General features: G+C 64.9%; 14 protein-coding genes and 1 pseudogene. 6 read left to right on the forward strand and 9 right to left on the reverse strand.

The window, feature by feature from the left end:
* Window positions 1-67 precede the first annotated feature (67 nt).
* Window positions 68-1,927, forward strand: a complete 1,860-nt coding sequence (gene mutL, locus CFE35_RS00485; protein WP_292926835.1) for a DNA mismatch repair endonuclease MutL — start codon at window positions 68-70, stop codon at window positions 1,925-1,927.
* A complete protein-coding gene (locus CFE35_RS00490) occupies window positions 1,924-2,376 on the forward strand; it encodes a hypothetical protein (protein ID WP_292926837.1) in 453 nt (150 codons plus the stop codon). The genes mutL and CFE35_RS00490 overlap by 4 nt, the downstream gene beginning before the upstream one ends.
* Window positions 2,377-2,382: 6 nt before the next feature.
* On the opposite strand, the gene CFE35_RS00495 is transcribed toward CFE35_RS00490, so the two are convergent.
* From CFE35_RS00495 to ychF, 4 genes are all read right to left on the reverse strand, one after another.
* On the reverse strand, window positions 2,383-2,793 hold the full coding sequence (locus tag CFE35_RS00495) for a GNAT family acetyltransferase (RefSeq protein WP_292926839.1): 411 nt from the start codon (window positions 2,791-2,793) through the stop codon (window positions 2,383-2,385).
* 10 nt (window positions 2,794-2,803) lie between these two features.
* A complete protein-coding gene (locus CFE35_RS00500; RefSeq protein WP_292926841.1) occupies window positions 2,804-3,262 on the reverse strand; it encodes a MaoC family dehydratase in 459 nt (152 codons plus the stop codon).
* Between the two features lie 32 nt (window positions 3,263-3,294).
* Window positions 3,295-4,038, reverse strand: a complete 744-nt coding sequence (locus CFE35_RS00505; RefSeq protein WP_292926843.1) for a DUF6270 domain-containing protein — start codon at window positions 4,036-4,038, stop codon at window positions 3,295-3,297.
* A gap of 119 nt (window positions 4,039-4,157) precedes the next feature.
* Window positions 4,158-5,258, reverse strand: a complete 1,101-nt coding sequence (ychF, locus tag CFE35_RS00510) for a redox-regulated ATPase YchF (RefSeq protein ID WP_292926845.1) — start codon at window positions 5,256-5,258, stop codon at window positions 4,158-4,160.
* Window positions 5,259-5,562: 304 nt separating this feature from the next.
* On the opposite strand from ychF, the gene CFE35_RS00515 reads away from it, so the two are divergent.
* Entirely contained in the window at window positions 5,563-7,089 is a 1,527-nt protein-coding gene (locus CFE35_RS00515) for a tetratricopeptide repeat protein (RefSeq protein ID WP_292926847.1), read from the forward strand.
* Between the two features lie 122 nt (window positions 7,090-7,211).
* Here CFE35_RS00515 and CFE35_RS00520 read toward each other — a convergent pair whose 3' ends face one another.
* Window positions 7,212-7,955, reverse strand: a complete 744-nt coding sequence (locus tag CFE35_RS00520; protein WP_292926849.1) for a cistern family PEP-CTERM protein — start codon at window positions 7,953-7,955, stop codon at window positions 7,212-7,214.
* A 192-nt stretch (window positions 7,956-8,147) separates the two neighbouring features.
* Here CFE35_RS00520 and CFE35_RS00525 point away from each other — a divergent pair, with 192 nt between their 5' ends.
* On the forward strand, window positions 8,148-9,665 hold the full coding sequence (locus tag CFE35_RS00525) for a tetratricopeptide repeat protein (RefSeq protein ID WP_292926851.1): 1,518 nt from the start codon (window positions 8,148-8,150) through the stop codon (window positions 9,663-9,665).
* A gap of 143 nt (window positions 9,666-9,808) precedes the next feature.
* Here the strand turns inward: CFE35_RS00525 and CFE35_RS00530 are convergent, their stop codons facing one another.
* The 4 genes and pseudogenes from CFE35_RS00530 to CFE35_RS00545 all read right to left on the reverse strand — a co-directional run bounded on the left by CFE35_RS00530 (window position 9,809) and on the right by CFE35_RS00545 (window position 12,505).
* Entirely contained in the window at window positions 9,809-10,276 is a 468-nt protein-coding gene (locus CFE35_RS00530; RefSeq protein ID WP_292926853.1) for a PEP-CTERM sorting domain-containing protein, read from the reverse strand.
* A gap of 140 nt (window positions 10,277-10,416) precedes the next feature.
* Window positions 10,417-10,983, reverse strand: a complete 567-nt coding sequence (gene pth, locus CFE35_RS00535; protein ID WP_292926855.1) for an aminoacyl-tRNA hydrolase — start codon at window positions 10,981-10,983, stop codon at window positions 10,417-10,419.
* Window positions 10,984-11,158: 175 nt separating this feature from the next.
* Window positions 11,159-11,449, reverse strand: a pseudogene (gene rplY, locus CFE35_RS00540) (50S ribosomal protein L25); the annotation flags it as partial.
* Between the two features lie 147 nt (window positions 11,450-11,596).
* The gene (locus tag CFE35_RS00545) at window positions 11,597-12,505 is read right to left on the reverse strand and encodes a TraB/GumN family protein (RefSeq protein ID WP_292926857.1); all 909 of its coding nucleotides are present in this window, start codon (window positions 12,503-12,505) and stop codon (window positions 11,597-11,599) included.
* Window positions 12,506-12,640: 135 nt separating this feature from the next.
* Here CFE35_RS00545 and CFE35_RS00550 point away from each other — a divergent pair, with 135 nt between their 5' ends.
* Window positions 12,641-13,555 (forward strand): glycine--tRNA ligase subunit alpha, encoded by a 915-nt coding sequence (locus tag CFE35_RS00550; protein WP_292926860.1) that lies wholly within the window; start codon window positions 12,641-12,643, stop codon window positions 13,553-13,555.
* Entirely contained in the window at window positions 13,552-15,828 is a 2,277-nt protein-coding gene (glyS, locus tag CFE35_RS00555) for a glycine--tRNA ligase subunit beta (protein ID WP_292926862.1), read from the forward strand. The genes CFE35_RS00550 and glyS overlap by 4 nt, the downstream gene beginning before the upstream one ends.
* Window positions 15,829-15,869 lie beyond the last annotated feature (41 nt).

Below are 15,869 nucleotides of genomic sequence, written 5' to 3' on the forward strand. Positions count from 1 at the left end.
TTTCATGGGATAAGTACTACGGTCCGTCTCGAAAAATCGTATGCTCACCGCTAGACTTGCACATCAGATGTCTCCGTCCTCAAACATCCCGTCTCTCATTAACCAGCAGCACAAGATCCGCAGGTTGCCCGAGGCCCTCGTCAACCGCATCGCTGCGGGCGAAGTGGTCGAGCGCCCGGCGAGCGCGCTCAAGGAACTGGTCGAGAACGCGATCGATGCGGGGGCCGAGCACATCTCGGTGCGGCTCGCGGATGGCGGCCTCGCGCTGATCGAGGTGACGGACGACGGCTGCGGGATGCGCGCCGATGAAATCGCGCTGGCGCTGGAACGCCATGCCACTTCCAAGCTGCCCGAGAGCCTGATCGGGGATACCGGGGCAATCGAGCAGGTCGCTACCCTCGGCTTCCGGGGGGAGGCGCTGCCCTCCATCGCCTCGGTTGCGCGGGTCACGATCGAGAGCCGCGCCGGATCGCAGGGTGAGGCGTGGGCCCGCGTCGTCGATCATGGCACGCTGGTTTCCGATGGCCCCGTCGCGCTCCCGCCGGGCACGCGCGTTCGCGTCGAAGACTTGTTCGGCAAAGTGCCGGCGCGGCGCAAGTTCCTGCGCAGTGCGCGCTCGGAATGGGCCGCCAGCCTCGATGTGGTGCGCCGCCTTGCGCTCGCGCGGCCCGATGTGGGCTTCACGCTGGAGCATGATGGGCGCCGCGCGCTCCACGTCCAGCCCGGCGATACGCTTGCCGGGCGCACCGCGCAGATCGTGGCGCGCGAATTGCATGACAATGCCGTGGTGGTCGATCTGGTGCGCGGGGATTTCCATCTCACCGGCGTGGCCGGGCTGCCGACCTACAATCGCGGGGTTGCGGATCACCAGTACCTGTTCGTCAATGGCCGCCCGGTGAAGGACAAGCTGCTGATCGGTGCGGTGCGCGGCGCTTATGCCGATATGCTGGCGCGCGACCGGCATGCGGTGCTGGCGCTGTTCCTCGATGTCCCGCCCGAGGATGTGGACGTCAACGTCCACCCGGCCAAGACCGAAGTGCGTTTCCGCGATCCGGCGCTGGTGCGCGGGATGATCGTCTCGGGCCTGAGGCAGGCGCTGATGACCGGCGACCGCCGCTCAGCGCAGACCCCGGACGCGGCGGCGATGCGCGCCTGGCAGGCAGAGCCGCTGGCGCCGATGCCCGCGCCTTCGTCTCCATCTTCCTTCGCGCCGCAGTCCAGCCTTTTCTTGCAGGCACCCTCGGCAAAGGTTTCCGAAGCGGGGCAGGTCTGGCGCGGCTACGAAGCTGCCGTGATGGCGCCGCCCGCCGCGCGCGCCGAACCGGCGGCAGAGCCGGTCTCCAGCCATCCCCTCGGCGTTGCGCGCGGGCAGGTTGCCGCGACGTATATCGTGGCGGAAGCTGAAGACGGGCTTGTCCTCGTCGACCAGCACGCCGCGCACGAACGCCTCGTGCTCGAACGCCTGCGCGCTGCCGGTGCGGGGGAGGGGGCCGCTCCGGCGCAGGCGCTGCTGCTTCCCGAAGTGGTCGAACTGGATGAGCCTGCGTGCGACCGGCTCGAAGAGGCCGCCGCAGAGCTTGCTGCCTATGGCCTTGCGCTTGAACGCTTTGGCCCTGCCGCGATGCTGGTGCGCAGCGTGCCCGCCGTCCTCCAGGGTGGAGACGTTCAGGCGCTGGTGCGCGATGTGGCCGATGATCTGGCGAAGAACGGTGCGGCCCTGCTGCTTGGCGAAAAGCGCGATCTGGTGCTGGCAACCATGGCCTGTCACGGTTCGGTAAGGGCCGGGCGGATACTCTCGGTCGCGGAAATGAATGCGTTGCTGCGCGAGATGGAAGTCACCCCGCGTTCGGGCCAATGCAATCATGGCCGCCCGACATGGGTCAAGCTCGCCCACGGCGATATCGAAAAGCTTTTCGGGAGAAAATGATGCGCAAACTGGTGCCGGGTCTCGTGCTGCTGCTGGCCGCCTGTAGCGCGCCGCCGCCGCCGCCGCCGCCTCCCGCGAGTGTGGTCCAGCCCGAGGAGATCGACTACCTCGCGATCAAGACGAACAAGCTTTATGGCGGCGGCTGCAATTTCGTGGCTGAAGGCGGCGGGATCAGCGCGCTCGTGCTGGCGCAGGAAAAGGAAGCGATCATCAAGCTCAAGGGGCAGATCGTGCGCATCCCGGCCGATACCGGGAGCCAGATCCTGCCGGAAACCGCACGCACCCGCTATGCCGGGGCAGAGCACATCCTGATCCTCGCCCCGATCCCGGGCACGCCGCCCACTGAAAACGGCGTGATCCAAAGCCTTGCCACCAGCCTCACGATCCTCGATCCGCAGGGCCGGATCCAGTTCTTCGCCAAGGGGCAGGTGCAGTGCAAGCCGATGTGAGGCGGCCTAGAGCAGCCGCCCCATGCTGATGTGCTCTTCCACGGTGAAGCCCAGGCCCTTGTAGAATTCGATCACAGCCGCATTGGTGCTGCGAACCTGCAGGTTGATCTTGATGCAGCCCAGTCGGCGCAGCGCACCTTCGGCGGTCTCTACCAGCGCCGTGCCAATCCCGCGCCGCTTGGCAGACTGGCGCACGGCAACGGAATAGAGCCACCCGCGGTGCCCGTCGTACCCCGCCATGATCGAGCCGATCACCTTGCCGTCCTCAACCGCCACGAACAGCAGGTCATCGTTCATGGCAAGCTTGGCGGGAACGGATTGCTCTGCGCGATTGCGCGGCGGATCGTTGGGGAAAGCCTCGCGCCAAAGCACATCGAGTCCCGCGAAATCCGCAGCTTCATAGGGCCGGATATGCAAGGCCCGGCGCTCAGTCCGTGCCAGCCTGATCGCGCGTGGCGATCATGCCCAGCGCCTTGAAGCTCATCACCAGTTCGTCGTGCTGGTTGAAGACGCGGGTTTCGCCCCGGATGATGCCCATTTCCGGCCGCGTCTTGCTGCGCCGCTTCTCCAGCAGGGTGTTCTCGCAGCGCAGTGTGTCCCCAGGATAGACGGGCTTAACCCAGCGCAGCTCGTCAATGCCCGGTGAGCCAAGCCCGGCCTGCTTGTTGTTCAGGAGATTGGCGACCGTCATCGACATGGTCATCGCTGCGGTGTGCCAGCCGCTGGCGGAAAGGCGGCCGAAGTGCGTCGCGGCAGCAGCGTCATCATCGAGGTGGAAGGCTTGCGGATCGTACTTCTTCGCGAAGTCGATCACCTCCTCGCGGGTCACTTCGTAGCGGCCATACCGGCTGACAGTGCCGACAATAAGATCTTCATAATACTGCATTTTCGACATTCCCTCGGGCTTGCACGCGCGGATCAGGCGCCGATCATCAACTGATGGGCGCTCACGCCCCGCAGGCAATGCTCTTCCACCGCATCGACATAGTGAAACGGCGAGCGGCCCCACTGGTGCTGGCACTTGCCGATAAAGCCAGCGCGCGGATACTCCAGAAACTGTTCGGTCGGCAGGTCCTGCGCGATCTGGTCGTAGACCCAGTCGAGGTAGGCATTGGCGTCTGTGATCGCTTGCTGATCGGGAAAGGGATTGCCTTCATCGTCACTGGCAGACCAGTAGACCCGGTTGATCAAGATCTTGCGCGTAGCGCCGCATTCCCCGGCCGTGGCGAGAAAATCCTGCCAGCCCTTCTTCCAGTGGTCGCGGAACAAGTCATCGCGGTTGGACAGCTTCTTGAACCGCAGCGTGGCCAGATCGAAGGTGAGTTCGCGGAACGCGGTCGAATCCGTGATGCCCTGGCCCCGGTTGGTGACGATCAGCTTGAAGCGATCATCGATGAAATCCACCAGCAGGACATCATACTCCAGCGATTTCACCGCTGGCAGGAACTTCTTGCGCAAATCGCGGTCCACCATGCGCCGCTGGAACGGGGAGCGGATGCTGGAAACATCCACGCCCTTGAGCGGCGCCAGGCCGATTGAGGCCATCGAGGAGCGGGCGAAATAATCGACCAGCGCAAACTCCGGGTTGTCCGGGCCGACCCGGTTGAAGGGATCACGCGAAACGCATGATCCAAAGATCAAGACCCGTGTCTGTCCTGCCATGCGTGGTTCCGCCTTCCCATTCTCGTTCACGATCTGCCTGTCCCGCCCAAATCAGGCCGGCAGTCAGGCCGCTGGTCAGGCCTCATCGCTTCGAGAACGTGCTGCTGCCAAGCAGCACATCACACGTTGAACTTGAAGTGCATGACGTCGCCGTCCCTGACAACATATTCCTTGCCTTCCTGCCGCAGCTTGCCCGCATCGCGCGCCGCCGCTTCGCCGCCCAGCGTCACGAAATCATCGTAGGCGATGGTTTCGGCACGGATGAAGCCGCGCTGCATGTCCGAATGGATCTCGCCCGCCGCTTCGGGGGCCTTGGCCCCGGCGTGGACCGTCCACGCGCGCGCTTCCTTGGGGCCGACGGTGAAGAAGGTCAGAAGATGGAGGAGCTCGTATCCGGCGCGGATGATCTTGGCGAGGCCGGCTTCCTCCAGCCCCAGCGCGCTGAGGAACTCGCCCCGGTCTTCCACCGGCATCGTCACGATATCGGCTTCGATCGCGGCGGAGACGACGACGGCATTGGCGCCTTCGGCCTGTGCCTTGGCAAACACGCGGGCGGAGAAATCGTTGCCCGTGGCCGCGCTTTCCTCTTCCACGTTGCACACATAGAGCACCGGCTTGGCGGTCAGCAGCTGCGCCTGCGCAAACACGCGCGCTTCTTCCTCGTCCTTGGGCACCGTCAGCCGAGCGGGCTTGCCCTCGCGCAGCAGATCGAGCGCTTGCCCCAGCACGGAAGCTGTGATCTTCGCTTCCTTGTCGCCCTGCGCGGCCTTCTTCTGCGCGGCCGGAACCCGCTTTTCCAGACTTTCGAGGTCCGAAAGCATCAGCTCGGTCTCGACCGTCTCGGCATCCGAAATCGGATCGATCTTGTTGTCGACATGTTGGATGTCGACGTTCTCGAAGCAGCGCAGCACGTGGACGATCGCGTCCACCTCGCGGATATTGCCAAGGAACTGGTTGCCCAGCCCTTCGCCCTTCGAAGCCCCGCGCACGAGGCCCGCGATATCGACGAAGCCGAGCTGTGTGGGGATGATCTTCTGGCTGCCCGCGATCCGCGCCAGTTCATCCAGCCGGGGATCGGGCACGCCCACGTTGCCGATGTTCGGCTCGATCGTGCAGAACGGATAGTTCGCCGCCTGCGCTGCCTGCGTTTCGGTCAGCGCGTTGAACAGCGTCGATTTGCCTACGTTCGGCAGTCCGACAATCCCGCAGCGAAAACCCATGAAATGATCCTTAGTCTGGTGCAGCGGGCCAATGGCCTGCCCGCTTGTGTCAGCTGCGCGATGGTATCGCACGGCGCCAAGGTCAAGGGGGCTGAGGCGATATGCGTCACGCGGGCCAAGGTCCAAATGCAATCAGGGCACGCTCAAGGCGCCCTGATTGCATTTGGGATTGAACTTGTGATTGCGTTTGGCCCTTAGCCTTGCGGTAACCCGTTTTTCACCTAAATTTCAGGGAATGGCATTAAGTCCGGTTTGAATGTTGTGTGCGACCGGTTGTCCATCGGGATAAAAGGAAAAGGAAAACATGAACCGGCCTGTTCCCTTGGTTCCCGCGCTCTGTGCAATCGCGCTTGCCCTGCTTGTTGCGGGCTGTGAAGCCGATCCCCAGTCGCTCGCTGCCAAAGCACGAAGCGAATACTCTTCGCACAACTATCTCGCCGCGCAGGCTGATCTTTCCGCCGCGCTGGCTGTCACCCCCAATGATCCGGCGCTGATCGAGCTCAACGCGCGCAATGCGCTGGCCATGGGTGATGGCATCGCCGCCGCCAGCAGTCTGGAAAAACTTCGCGTCAGGAGCCGTCCCGCCGATTTCGCGCAGCTTGTTGCCGAAGCCGCGCTGCTGCGCGGGAAGCCGGAGGATGCGCTTGCTGCACTGGGCAAGGATGTGACGGCCCCGAGCCTGCGCCTGCGCGGTCTGGCCATGCTGGCGCAAGGCAACATGGCAGGCGCGCTTGCCGCGTTCGAGGCAGGGATTGCCGCTGCGCCGCGCCATGCGCCGTTGCTTGCCAGCATGGCCCGGCTCAAGCTGATGGGCGGTGATACGGCCGAAGCGCGCCGCCTTGCCGACCGGGCACTTTCCGCCGATGCTGATCTGCTCGATGCCATGCTGGTCGATGGTCAGGTGGCCACGGCGGAGGGCAGCCTTGGCCGCGCGCTTGCCTCTTATACCAAGGCGGGGAAGCGCTATCCGGGCAATCTTGCCGCGCTGATCGGACAGGCAGGTCTGCTCGGCGATCTTGGCCGCACCGATGAACTTGCTGCACTGCTTGCTGATTTCAAGGGCACCAGCAGCGATGGCGCCATGGCTTATCTCAAGGCGCGGCTGGCAGCGGCCAAGGGTGATTGGACCGGCGCGCGCGATATTCTTCAGGCAAGCGAGGACAAGCTCAAGGACCGCGATGATGCCAATGTGCTCTATGCTCAGGCATTGACCCGGATCGGCCAGCCCGAACAGGCGCGCGCGCGGCTTGCCCCCATGCTCACGCGCCATCCCGAAAGCCTTCTGTTGCGCCGCGAATTGGCCAAGGCGCAGCTGGCGGGCAATGATCCGGCCGGCGCTGTGCAGACGCTTTTGCCGTTTGCCAGCAGCAAGACTGCTGCGCTCGATGATTTGCGTTTGCTGGCCCGGGCCGCCGAAGCCGCAGGCGATGCCAACGCCGCCTTCTTCGCCGCGCGTGCGCGCTATCCTACGCCGCAATCGCTGGGTCAGGCGCTGGGCGCGGCTGATGCGGCGATGAAGGCTGGCAACTGGGGCAACGCGATCATCGCCTATGATCAGATCCTAGCGCTCACCGATGGCCGCAGCGCGTTGGTGCTTAACAACATGGCCTGGGCGCAGGCGCAAGTTGGCAACAAGGATGTGGCATTGGCTTATGCGCAGCGCGCGATGCAGGTCGCGCCTGAAGATCCTGCGGTGCTTGATACACTGGGCTGGCTGCTGCTTAAAACCGGCACGAACCGCGAGCGCGCGCTTTCGCTCTTGCATCGTGCAGCGCAAAAAGCACCGCAGAACCAGACAATCGCCGATCACCTTGCCGAGGCGCTGCGCTGAGCTCAATAGGCAGACGTGATCAGGCGCGTCGCAGGCACCGTTATCGAGTCTGGATCGAGGCCAAGAAAAAAGGCTCCGACCGGATGGATCAGAGCCTTTTTTTCCGGCAAGGAAACCGAAGGTCAGGTCGCGGCGAACTGCACCCGCACGGCTGCGCGGCGGCGGCGCGCCAGCGCAAGGCCGATGATGCCTGCTCCGAACAGTCCCAGCATGCCCGGTTCCGGCACCTGCGTGCCGCCGCTGGTGGTGCTGCCACCGGAGGTGCTGCTGGTGCTGCTGGAAATCGTGCCCGCGCCGCTGGCCGAAGACACGCCCGGCACGCCGACGATCGACTGGTAGCGCACGTAGAAATCGCTCAGCGTCAGCGCTGAAACCGGCGAGGCGAAGCTCAGCGTGAAATCGCCGGTGCCCGATTGGCCCGCCGTCAGGCCGCCGCTGCCGCCGCCTGCACAGGCACCGGTCGAGGCGTCCTTGAAGCACACGTCGACAGTGCCGATCCCGTTGGGATAGTTCGAGCTGAGCTGGGTGTAGCTGTAGGCACCGGTGGAGGATGCGCCGGTGATCGTCGGGTCGCTGTTGAAGGCGAAGCTCGAAATGCGCGAATCCGAGACCGGCGCCGAGGTGGTGTTGCTGACCGCATAGGAAAACGAATAGTCGTTGCCCGAAACGCCCGTCAGCGTGAACGTGGTCGATCCGGTCAGGCCGTTGATCGCGGCACCGCCATTGCCCGAGTACCCGTTGTAATCGAGCGTCACCGATTTGCCGATGTCGGTGGAATTGAACAGCATCGAGTCTGCAAGGGCAGGAGACGCGACGCTGAGCGCGGCCATTACGGCGAGGGAAGCGGCTGCTGCGAACTTGATCATGGCCATGCCTCTGGTTGGTTAAGATATATTCAGTCCGAAGCGGAGCAAACTCCATGCCAATGGCGGAAAACTGCCATTTCGGATCATTAACGGCCACGTGACTGTAAGGGTGGCCCACGATTTGCGCCCCTTGCCCCCCACGCGCTTTCCCTTCACTGAAATTTCAGGGCTCGTGCGGTATTGTCCAAGGCCATGAAACGCGCCCTTCTCATCGCCGCCCTGCTCGCCACCGCCGCCTGTTCGCGCGCTGATCCTGCCGCGCAGTTTGCCAGTGCGCAGAAGGCCTTTGCCGCCGAGGATTATGCCGCCGCGCGCACAAGCCTGGTGAGCGCACTCGATGCCGATGGCAGCAACCGTGAGATGCTGCTGCTGCTGGCGCACACGCAATTGCGCCTTGGCGATGGAGACGGCGCGCAGGCGACGCTCAGCCGGCTGGAGGATGCAGGAGTCCACACCGCAGAAGCGGTGCGGATGAAGGCGGAGGCGGCGATCATGCGGGGGCAGCCGGAGGCGGCGCTCACGCTGCTCGGGCAAGATGGCGATCCGGATGCCTGGCGTCTGCGGGCCGCAGCCTATTCCGCGCAAGCAGATTCCGCCGCAGCGCTCGAAGCCTTGCGCAAGGGCATGGCGACAGGCGCGAAAAATTACGCGCTGGTCCATGCCTATGCCGGCTTCCTGATTGCCGCGCAGGATTATCCGGGCGCATCGGCTGCCATCGAAACGCTGCGCCAGCTGGGGCCAAAGCGGCTCGATACGCTGATGATCGCAGGCGCGCTTGCTTCGCAAACGGGCAAATTGGACGAGGCGAAGCGCAGCTTCACTGCGGCGGCCGAGGCTTTCCCGGCGCGAGTCGAGCCGCTGACCGCGCTCGCCAGCCTTGCGGATATGGCAGGGCAGGTCGATGCCGCCATCGCGCTGGTGGCGCGCGCGGCCAAGATTTCGCCTGCCCACCCTGAAGTGGTCGATCTTACGGTGCAGCTCGCCTCTGAAAAGGGCGATTGGGAAACCGTGCGCAAGACGCTTGTTGCCCACGAAACCACGCTTGATCCGCGCTCTGCCAACGGGATGAGCTATGCCGAGGCGCTTCTGCGGCTGGGCCGTCCTGAACAGGCGCGGGCGATGTTTGCGCAGGCGCTGCTGCTTTCGCCGCAGAACCCCTATTCCCGGATGATGCTGGCCGAGGCGCAGCTGGCGGTTGGCGATGCGGCCAGTGCGCTGCGCACGGTGCGGCCGCTGTCAGACAGCGTGCTGGCCGGCGAACGGGAGCTTGATCTGGCGGTGCGCGCGGCAAGGGGGGCCAATGATCCTGCGGTGGGCGCGTTGGCGGCGCGGCTCGGCTCGCCCCAGATCAAGGCGAACCAGCAGCTAGCCAAGGCCGGGCAGGCCGCGCTGAACCGGCAGGACTGGAAGGCCGCACTGGCCGCCTATGGCCAGATCCCGGGCCATGAGACCGACGCTGAAGTGCTGCGCCGGATGGCCGCTGCAGCGTCGCGATCGGGCGATGCGGACGCGGCGCTGCGCTATGCCGACAAGGCGCTCGAACTGGCGCCGCGCAATGCCGATATGCTGCATGTTGCCGGGCTGGTCCGCCTCGAAACCGGACGCGACCGCCAACAGATGCTGCGCTTGATGAAGGAGGCCATCCGCCTCGATCCCGCCAATCGCCTGTTCCGCGCCGATCTGGCGCGGGCGGTTGCTGCGGCGGGATGAACTTGTCCGGCGACTGGATCGCCGGTCCGTCGCGATCCTGAGCGTTCCCCTCAATATCCCCCGGCCCTTGGGCCTATGTCCGTTCCTTCAGGAAGCCCGCTGGGCTGCCTGAAGGACGGGGTGGGGCAGGGGATCAAGTTGTCTTAGCGGCGGCGGCGACGCGCCAGGGCGAGGCCAACGAAGCCCAGGCCCATCATGCCGAGCATGCCCGGCTCCGGAACGTCCGTGCCGCCCGAGGTCGAACCGCCCGAAGTCGAACCGCCCGAGGTGGTCGAAGTCGTGGTGCCGCCGGTCGTCGTGCCGCCAGTCGTGGTGGTGGTGCCGCCCGTGGTGGAGGTGGTGGTGCCGCCCGTCGACGAAGAAGTCGAAGTCGTGGTGGTGCCGCCCGTGGTGGACGAGGTCGTCGTGCCGCCGGTCGTCGAAGAGGTCGTGGTGCCGCCGGTGGTGGTACCGCCCGTGGTGCTCGTGCTCGAGCTCGAGCTGCCGCAGGTGTTCGAACCTGCCGGGTGGCCGCAATTGCAATAGTGCGTGTGCGTGAACCAAGCCGAAGCCGGGGTCGAGATCGTGGCCGTGCCCAGGAGGGCGGCGGAAGTAAGTAGGATACGCTTCATGGTTATGTCCCCTTGCCAGAAACCTGTGGTTAAACCCTCAAGAAGCAAACTTGATGCCAATTAGGCAATTCCGCTGGTTTCGGTGGTTAACGCACGTTGGGAGATAGGGGAGTTGTAAACTGGGCCGACAAAAGAAGCGGTTAATTCTGCCGCAGCGCAACGTCGTTCATGAAGCGCGCGTCATCGCCCGCAGCCAGCCAGCCAGCCTCTGCTGAAACCGCGCCGAGCATCTCGACCAGATCGTCCTGTTCGGCCTTGGCGAAATTGCCCAGCACGTAGCCCGTCACGCGGTCCTTGTGGCCGGGATGCCCGATGCCGAGCCGAACGCGGCGGAAATCCGGGCCGATATGCTGGTCGATCGAGCGCAGCCCGTTGTGGCCGGCATGGCCGCCGCCTTGCTTCACCTTGACCTTGAAGGGCGCCAGATCCAGCTCGTCATGAAAGACGGTGAGCGCGTCCGGCCCGAGCTTGAAGAAGCGCAGCGCCTCGCTCACCGCGCGGCCGCTTTCGTTCATGAAGGTGGCGGGCTTGAGCAGGATTACCCGCTGTCCGTTCACGCGGCCATCCTGCACCCAGCCCTGGAACTTCTTCTGGACCGGGCCGAAGGAATGCACCTCGGCAATGGTGTCGAGCACCATGAAGCCGATATTGTGGCGGTGGAGGGCATATTGAGGCCCGGGATTGCCGAGGCCGACCCAGAGCTGCATCGCGGGGGTCTCCTTGGTCAGGGCGCCTTCGCCGTCTTGGGAAGATGCGCGCCGGGCGGGTAGGGATCAGGTGGTGCCGGTCCCGGCCCCTCGCGTTCGCAAAAGGGGCCGGGATGCCGTGCACGGCGGGCGATCATTCCGCCGCAGCAGAATGATCGTCCGCGCTAGGTGTTCAGATACGCAGGAAATCAGCGTGGATCGGACGTTCCGAAACCGGATGGAACGCCACGTCCTTGGGCTGCGTGCGCACGGTCTGGCCGCCGATGGTGAGTTCGATCACCGAATCGAAAAACTTGCCGGTGCCAAGCTGGCGGCGCAGTTCCTTTTCCTCGACGTGGATCGAGACCGGTTCCTGATTGCCACCATAGATCACGGCGGGAATGCGGCCTTCGCGGCGCAGTGCTCGGGAGGCTCCCTTGCCAGCCCGATCGCGCGCCTCGGCCGGCAGATGCAGCGTTTCGCTCATGTACCTGTACCTTCACGTAATATGTTTCTACCGATTTCCTGGCGCCACGCCTCCAGGGATGACCATGCGCGCCGGAAGCGGCGGCCCTTAGCGGGTGCGGCGGAAAAAGCAAGGGTTCGCGGGCAATCCGCCGTGATCGGGTTCCGGTCAGTACACCCGCTTCACCGTCCACCCGCGCGCTTCGAGCAGGCGCGGCAGGCCGTCGATCCCGGCCACATGCGCCGCGCCCACCGCGATGAAGGGCTTTGCGCCCGCTTTCAGCATCGTGTCGATCTGGTTGGCCCAGTCCAGATTGCGCCGGGTCAGCAGCGCCGCCCGCAAGGCCGGATCGGCCAGAAAGCCGGTCTGCGCCTCGCGCGCTATGCCCAGTTCGTCGCCTCGCAGCCACAGCGTGAGCATGTCCTTGTCGTCGTCGCGGTTGTCCGCCGCCTCGTGGGCCACTTGTTCGAGCAGCACCGTCTGCGCGCGGGGCGGCAGCGTATCGAATATGCCGAACTGGCTGTCGATGGTTTCCAGCCCCGCCACCGGCTTGGTGCCGATCATCCGGCGCAGCTCCGGCTCGACCCCGCTATCGGGCTCCATGCCTTGCTTGAGCCCCCCGATCGCGGCGATCTGCAGCGCGACAGCCCAGCTTTCCTGATCCTTGAACTGCGCATCGGCCAACGCGAGGTCTTTGTAGACTTTGGCGAGATCGGCGCGGAACTTCGGCCCGACGCGCGTGCTCGGCGGCGGCAGATCGGGCGTGAACGCCAGCCGCCCCAGCGCCTCGCCTGCAACTTGCTGATTGAGCGGCTCCCCGATTTCGAGCACCAGCCGGTCCGCCCCGGCCAGCGCGCCGTCGATCACCGGCCGCCGCCACGATGTGCCGCGCGGGAGCGAATGGACCGTGCCGAGCAGCCAGCCATGCACTCCGGTGCTGTCCGAAATCGCCCAGAGCGCAACCTTGGCGGGCTCCGCGGGCGGCGCTTTGGCCGCGCCGCAGGCCGCCAGCGCAATCAGCAGGCAGGCCGCCAGCATTTGCGCAAGGCGCGGGAAGGGGGAGGGAGGGTTCTTCATGGCCGCGCCGGGATGGACCAACCACGCAGGCGAGGCAAGAACCTCCGTTCCCGCGCGGCCTTTCCCGTCTGGACAGCGCGGGTTGATTGAGGGCCGGTTGATTTGCCGCAGCCAATCGGCCAAAGCGCGCGGGCCATGGCAGACACCACGAACACCGCCGCCGCTCCGCTCAGCGTGCAGGACATGATCCTCGCGCTCCACGCCTATTGGGGCGCTAAGGGCTGCCTCATCCTCCAGCCCTATGACATGCGCATGGGCGCGGGCACGTTCCACCCCGCCACGACGCTGCGCTCGCTTGGCCCGCAGCCGTGGAATGCCGCCTATGTCCAGCCGAGCCGCCGCCCGACGGACGGCCGCTACGGCGAGAATCCGAACCGGCTGCAGCACTATTACCAGTATCAGGTGATCATGAAGCCGAGCCCGCCCGATCTTCAGGCGCTCTATCTCGGCAGCCTTGCCGCGATCGGCATCGATCCGCTTCTCCACGATATCCGCTTCGTGGAAGACGACTGGGAATCGCCGACGCTCGGCGCGTGGGGGCTGGGCTGGGAAGTGTGGTGCGACGGGATGGAAGTCACCCAGTTCACCTATTTCCAGCAGATGGGCGGCTTTGATTGCAAGCCTGTCGCGGGCGAGCTGACCTACGGCCTCGAACGCCTCGCGATGTATATCCAGGGCGTCGACAACGTCTACGACCTGCGCTTCAACGATCACGGCGTCAGCTATGGCGACGTGTTCCTCGAAAACGAACGCCAGATGTCGACGTGGAACTTCGAGGTGGCGGATACCGACACCCTGTTCGAAGGCTTCCGCCGCGCCGAGGCCGAATGCCGCAAGGCGCTCGAGGCCAAAGTGCCCATCGCTGCCTATGAACAGGCGATCGAGGCGAGCCACTTGTTCAACCTGCTTCAGGCGCGCGGCGTGATCTCGGTGCAGGAACGCGCCAGCTACATGGGCCGGGTGCGCGATCTCGCGCGCGGCTCTTGCGAGGGCTACATGGACAAGTACCGCGCCGAATGGGAAGCGAAGTTCCCGGGGTGGACGGCATGAAGACGGCAGATTTCCTCCTCGAACTGCGCTCGGAAGAAATCCCTGCGCGGATGCAGGCCGGCGCGCGCGCCGATCTCAAGCGTCTGTTTCTCGAGCAAATGGCCGCGAGCGGCTTCCGAATTGATTCAGCCACGGTCACTGTTTTCTCGACTCCGCGCCGACTGGCACTTTTTGCGTGCGGCCTGCCCCTTCAAAGCATGGCTCAGACGGAAGAACGAAAAGGTCCGCGCGCCGACGCACCTCAACAAGCGATTGATGGATTTCTTCGTTCGACAGGCTTGTCACGGGATCAACTGGATGAAGTGTTTGATGCCAAAGGCTTAGTCGTCTTGTTTGCTAAGATCGTAAAGCCAGGCCGCAATACAACTGACGTCCTAGCCGAGGCGATCCCCGCGATCATCCGCGCCTTCCCCTGGCCCAAATCGCAGCGCTGGGGTGCGCCCAGCCTCCAGCCGGATAGCCTGCGCTGGGTGCGCCCGCTTTCGGGCATCATCGCGCTGCTCGGCGGCGAAGTGATCGATTGCGAGATCGGCGGCATTCGCTCCGGCCGCGCCACGATGGGCCACCGCTTCCACCACAGCGGCGAGATCGTGATCGACGGCGTGGAAGACTATGTCGCCAAGCTGCGCGACGCCCATGTGATTGTCGATCATGCCGAGCGTGAAGGCATCGTGCGCGGCGGTGCCAAGAAGGCCGCTGCCGACGCCGGTCTCGTGCTGGTGGAAGACGAAGGCCTTGTCATCGAAAACGCAGGCCTCACCGAATGGCCGGTGCCGCTGCTTGGCCGCTTCGACGAGGCCTTCCTCGACGTGCCGCCCGAAGTCATTCAGCTCACCGCGCGCGTCAACCAGAAGTATTTCATCTGCCGGGATGGCGCCGGAAAGCTCGCCAACGCCTTCGTCTGCACCGCCAATATCGCGGCGCACGATGGCGGCGCGATGATCGTCGCGGGCAACCGCAAAGTTCTCGCCGCGCGGCTTTCGGATGCGCGCTTCTTCTGGGAGCAGGACCGCAAGACGGCGCTCTCCGTCCATGCCGAAAAGCTTGGCCGCATCACCTTCCACGAAAAGCTCGGCACCCTTGCCGACAAGGTGGACCGCGTGGCCAAGCTGGCCGAATGGCTCGCGAACGAAGGCGTGGTGCCCGGCTGCGATCCGGCGCAGGCGCGCCTCGCCGCACAGCTGTGCAAGGCCGATCTCGTCACCGAAATGGTCGGCGAATTTCCCGAACTTCAAGGCCTTATGGGCGGTTACTACGCCCGTGCCGAAGGTCTGCCGGATGCGGTCGCCGATGCGATCCGCGATCACTACAAGCCGGCTGGGCAGGGTGATGAGGTGCCCACCGCACCAGTCACCGTCGCGGTTGCGCTGGCGGACAAGCTCGATACGCTGGCAGGCTTCTTCGCCATCGACGAGCGGCCGACCGGCTCGAAGGATCCCTTCGCGCTGCGCCGCGCCGCGCTGGGCGTGATCCAGATCCTGCTCACAGCGCAAGTGCGCTGTAACCTCACGGCAGTGTTCCGCAGCGCCATCGCCAGCGTGTTTGCCTCAGTCCTCGCCCGCGCCGTGGCGGGCGATGTCAACTTCGCGATCTACATCGAGAAGATCGGCAAAGTGCAGCCGCATCCCGCGCTGCCTTCGGATGAATTTGCCGCCCGCATTGCGGACTTCACCGCGGAACTGGGCGATTTCGAGATCAAGCTCGAAGCCTATTCCGAACTGGCGCTGGAATTCCTGCGTTCGGCCCCGGCTGTGGTGGACAAGACCCCTGCAGCATTGCTGGCCTTCTTTGCCGACCGCCTCAAGGTCCAGCAACGCGAAGCGGGCGTGCGCCACGATCTGATCGATGCGGTCTTCGCGCTGGGGGACGAGGACGATCTCGTCCGCCTGCTCGCCCGGGTTCATGCACTCCAGGCATTCGTCACCACCGAAGACGGCACGAACCTCCTTGCGGGCTACAAGCGCGCGGCCAATATCCTCAAGAAAGAGGACTACACCCCGCTGGCAGGCGAATATGTGCCCGAACCTGCCGAAGCTGCGCTCACCGCTGCGCTCGATGCAGCCGAACCGCAGGCAGAAGCCGCTGTTGCGGCAGAAGATTTCACCGCCGCCATGGCCGCGCTCGCCACACTGCGCTCGCCCATCGATGCCTTCTTCGAGGGCGTCACGGTCAACGATGCAGACCCGGCCAAACGGGCAGGGCGGCTTGGCCTGCTTGACCGCTTTCGTGCTGCAGTGCACAAAGTTGCGGACTTTTCCCGGATAGAGGGCTAAAGGCAGCCCGAATCCGGGCCTGCCGGGCAAGAATCATACAA

Source organism: Novosphingobium sp. PASSN1 (genome assembly GCF_002278815.1).

Bases quoted from the DNA above. Each gene is read 5' to 3' on its own strand.
- mutL (WP_292926835.1), top strand. From the start codon at position 68: ATGTCTCCGTCCTCAAACATCCCGTCTCTCATTAACCAGCAGCACAAG.
- CFE35_RS00490 (WP_292926837.1), top strand. From the start codon at position 1,924: ATGATGCGCAAACTGGTGCCGGGTCTCGTGCTGCTGCTGGCCGCCTGT.
- CFE35_RS00500 (WP_292926841.1), bottom strand. From the start codon at position 3,262: ATGCAGTATTATGAAGATCTTATTGTCGGCACTGTCAGCCGGTATGGC.
- CFE35_RS00505 (WP_292926843.1), bottom strand. From the start codon at position 4,038: ATGGCAGGACAGACACGGGTCTTGATCTTTGGATCATGCGTTTCGCGT.
- ychF (WP_292926845.1), bottom strand. From the start codon at position 5,258: ATGGGTTTTCGCTGCGGGATTGTCGGACTGCCGAACGTAGGCAAATCG.
- CFE35_RS00515 (WP_292926847.1), top strand. From the start codon at position 5,563: ATGAACCGGCCTGTTCCCTTGGTTCCCGCGCTCTGTGCAATCGCGCTT.
- CFE35_RS00520 (WP_292926849.1), bottom strand. From the start codon at position 7,955: ATGATCAAGTTCGCAGCAGCCGCTTCCCTCGCCGTAATGGCCGCGCTC.
- CFE35_RS00525 (WP_292926851.1), top strand. From the start codon at position 8,148: ATGAAACGCGCCCTTCTCATCGCCGCCCTGCTCGCCACCGCCGCCTGT.
- CFE35_RS00530 (WP_292926853.1), bottom strand. From the start codon at position 10,276: ATGAAGCGTATCCTACTTACTTCCGCCGCCCTCCTGGGCACGGCCACG.
- pth (WP_292926855.1), bottom strand. From the start codon at position 10,983: ATGCAGCTCTGGGTCGGCCTCGGCAATCCCGGGCCTCAATATGCCCTC.
- CFE35_RS00545 (WP_292926857.1), bottom strand. From the start codon at position 12,505: ATGAAGAACCCTCCCTCCCCCTTCCCGCGCCTTGCGCAAATGCTGGCG.
- CFE35_RS00550 (WP_292926860.1), top strand. From the start codon at position 12,641: ATGGCAGACACCACGAACACCGCCGCCGCTCCGCTCAGCGTGCAGGAC.
- glyS (WP_292926862.1), top strand. From the start codon at position 13,552: ATGAAGACGGCAGATTTCCTCCTCGAACTGCGCTCGGAAGAAATCCCT.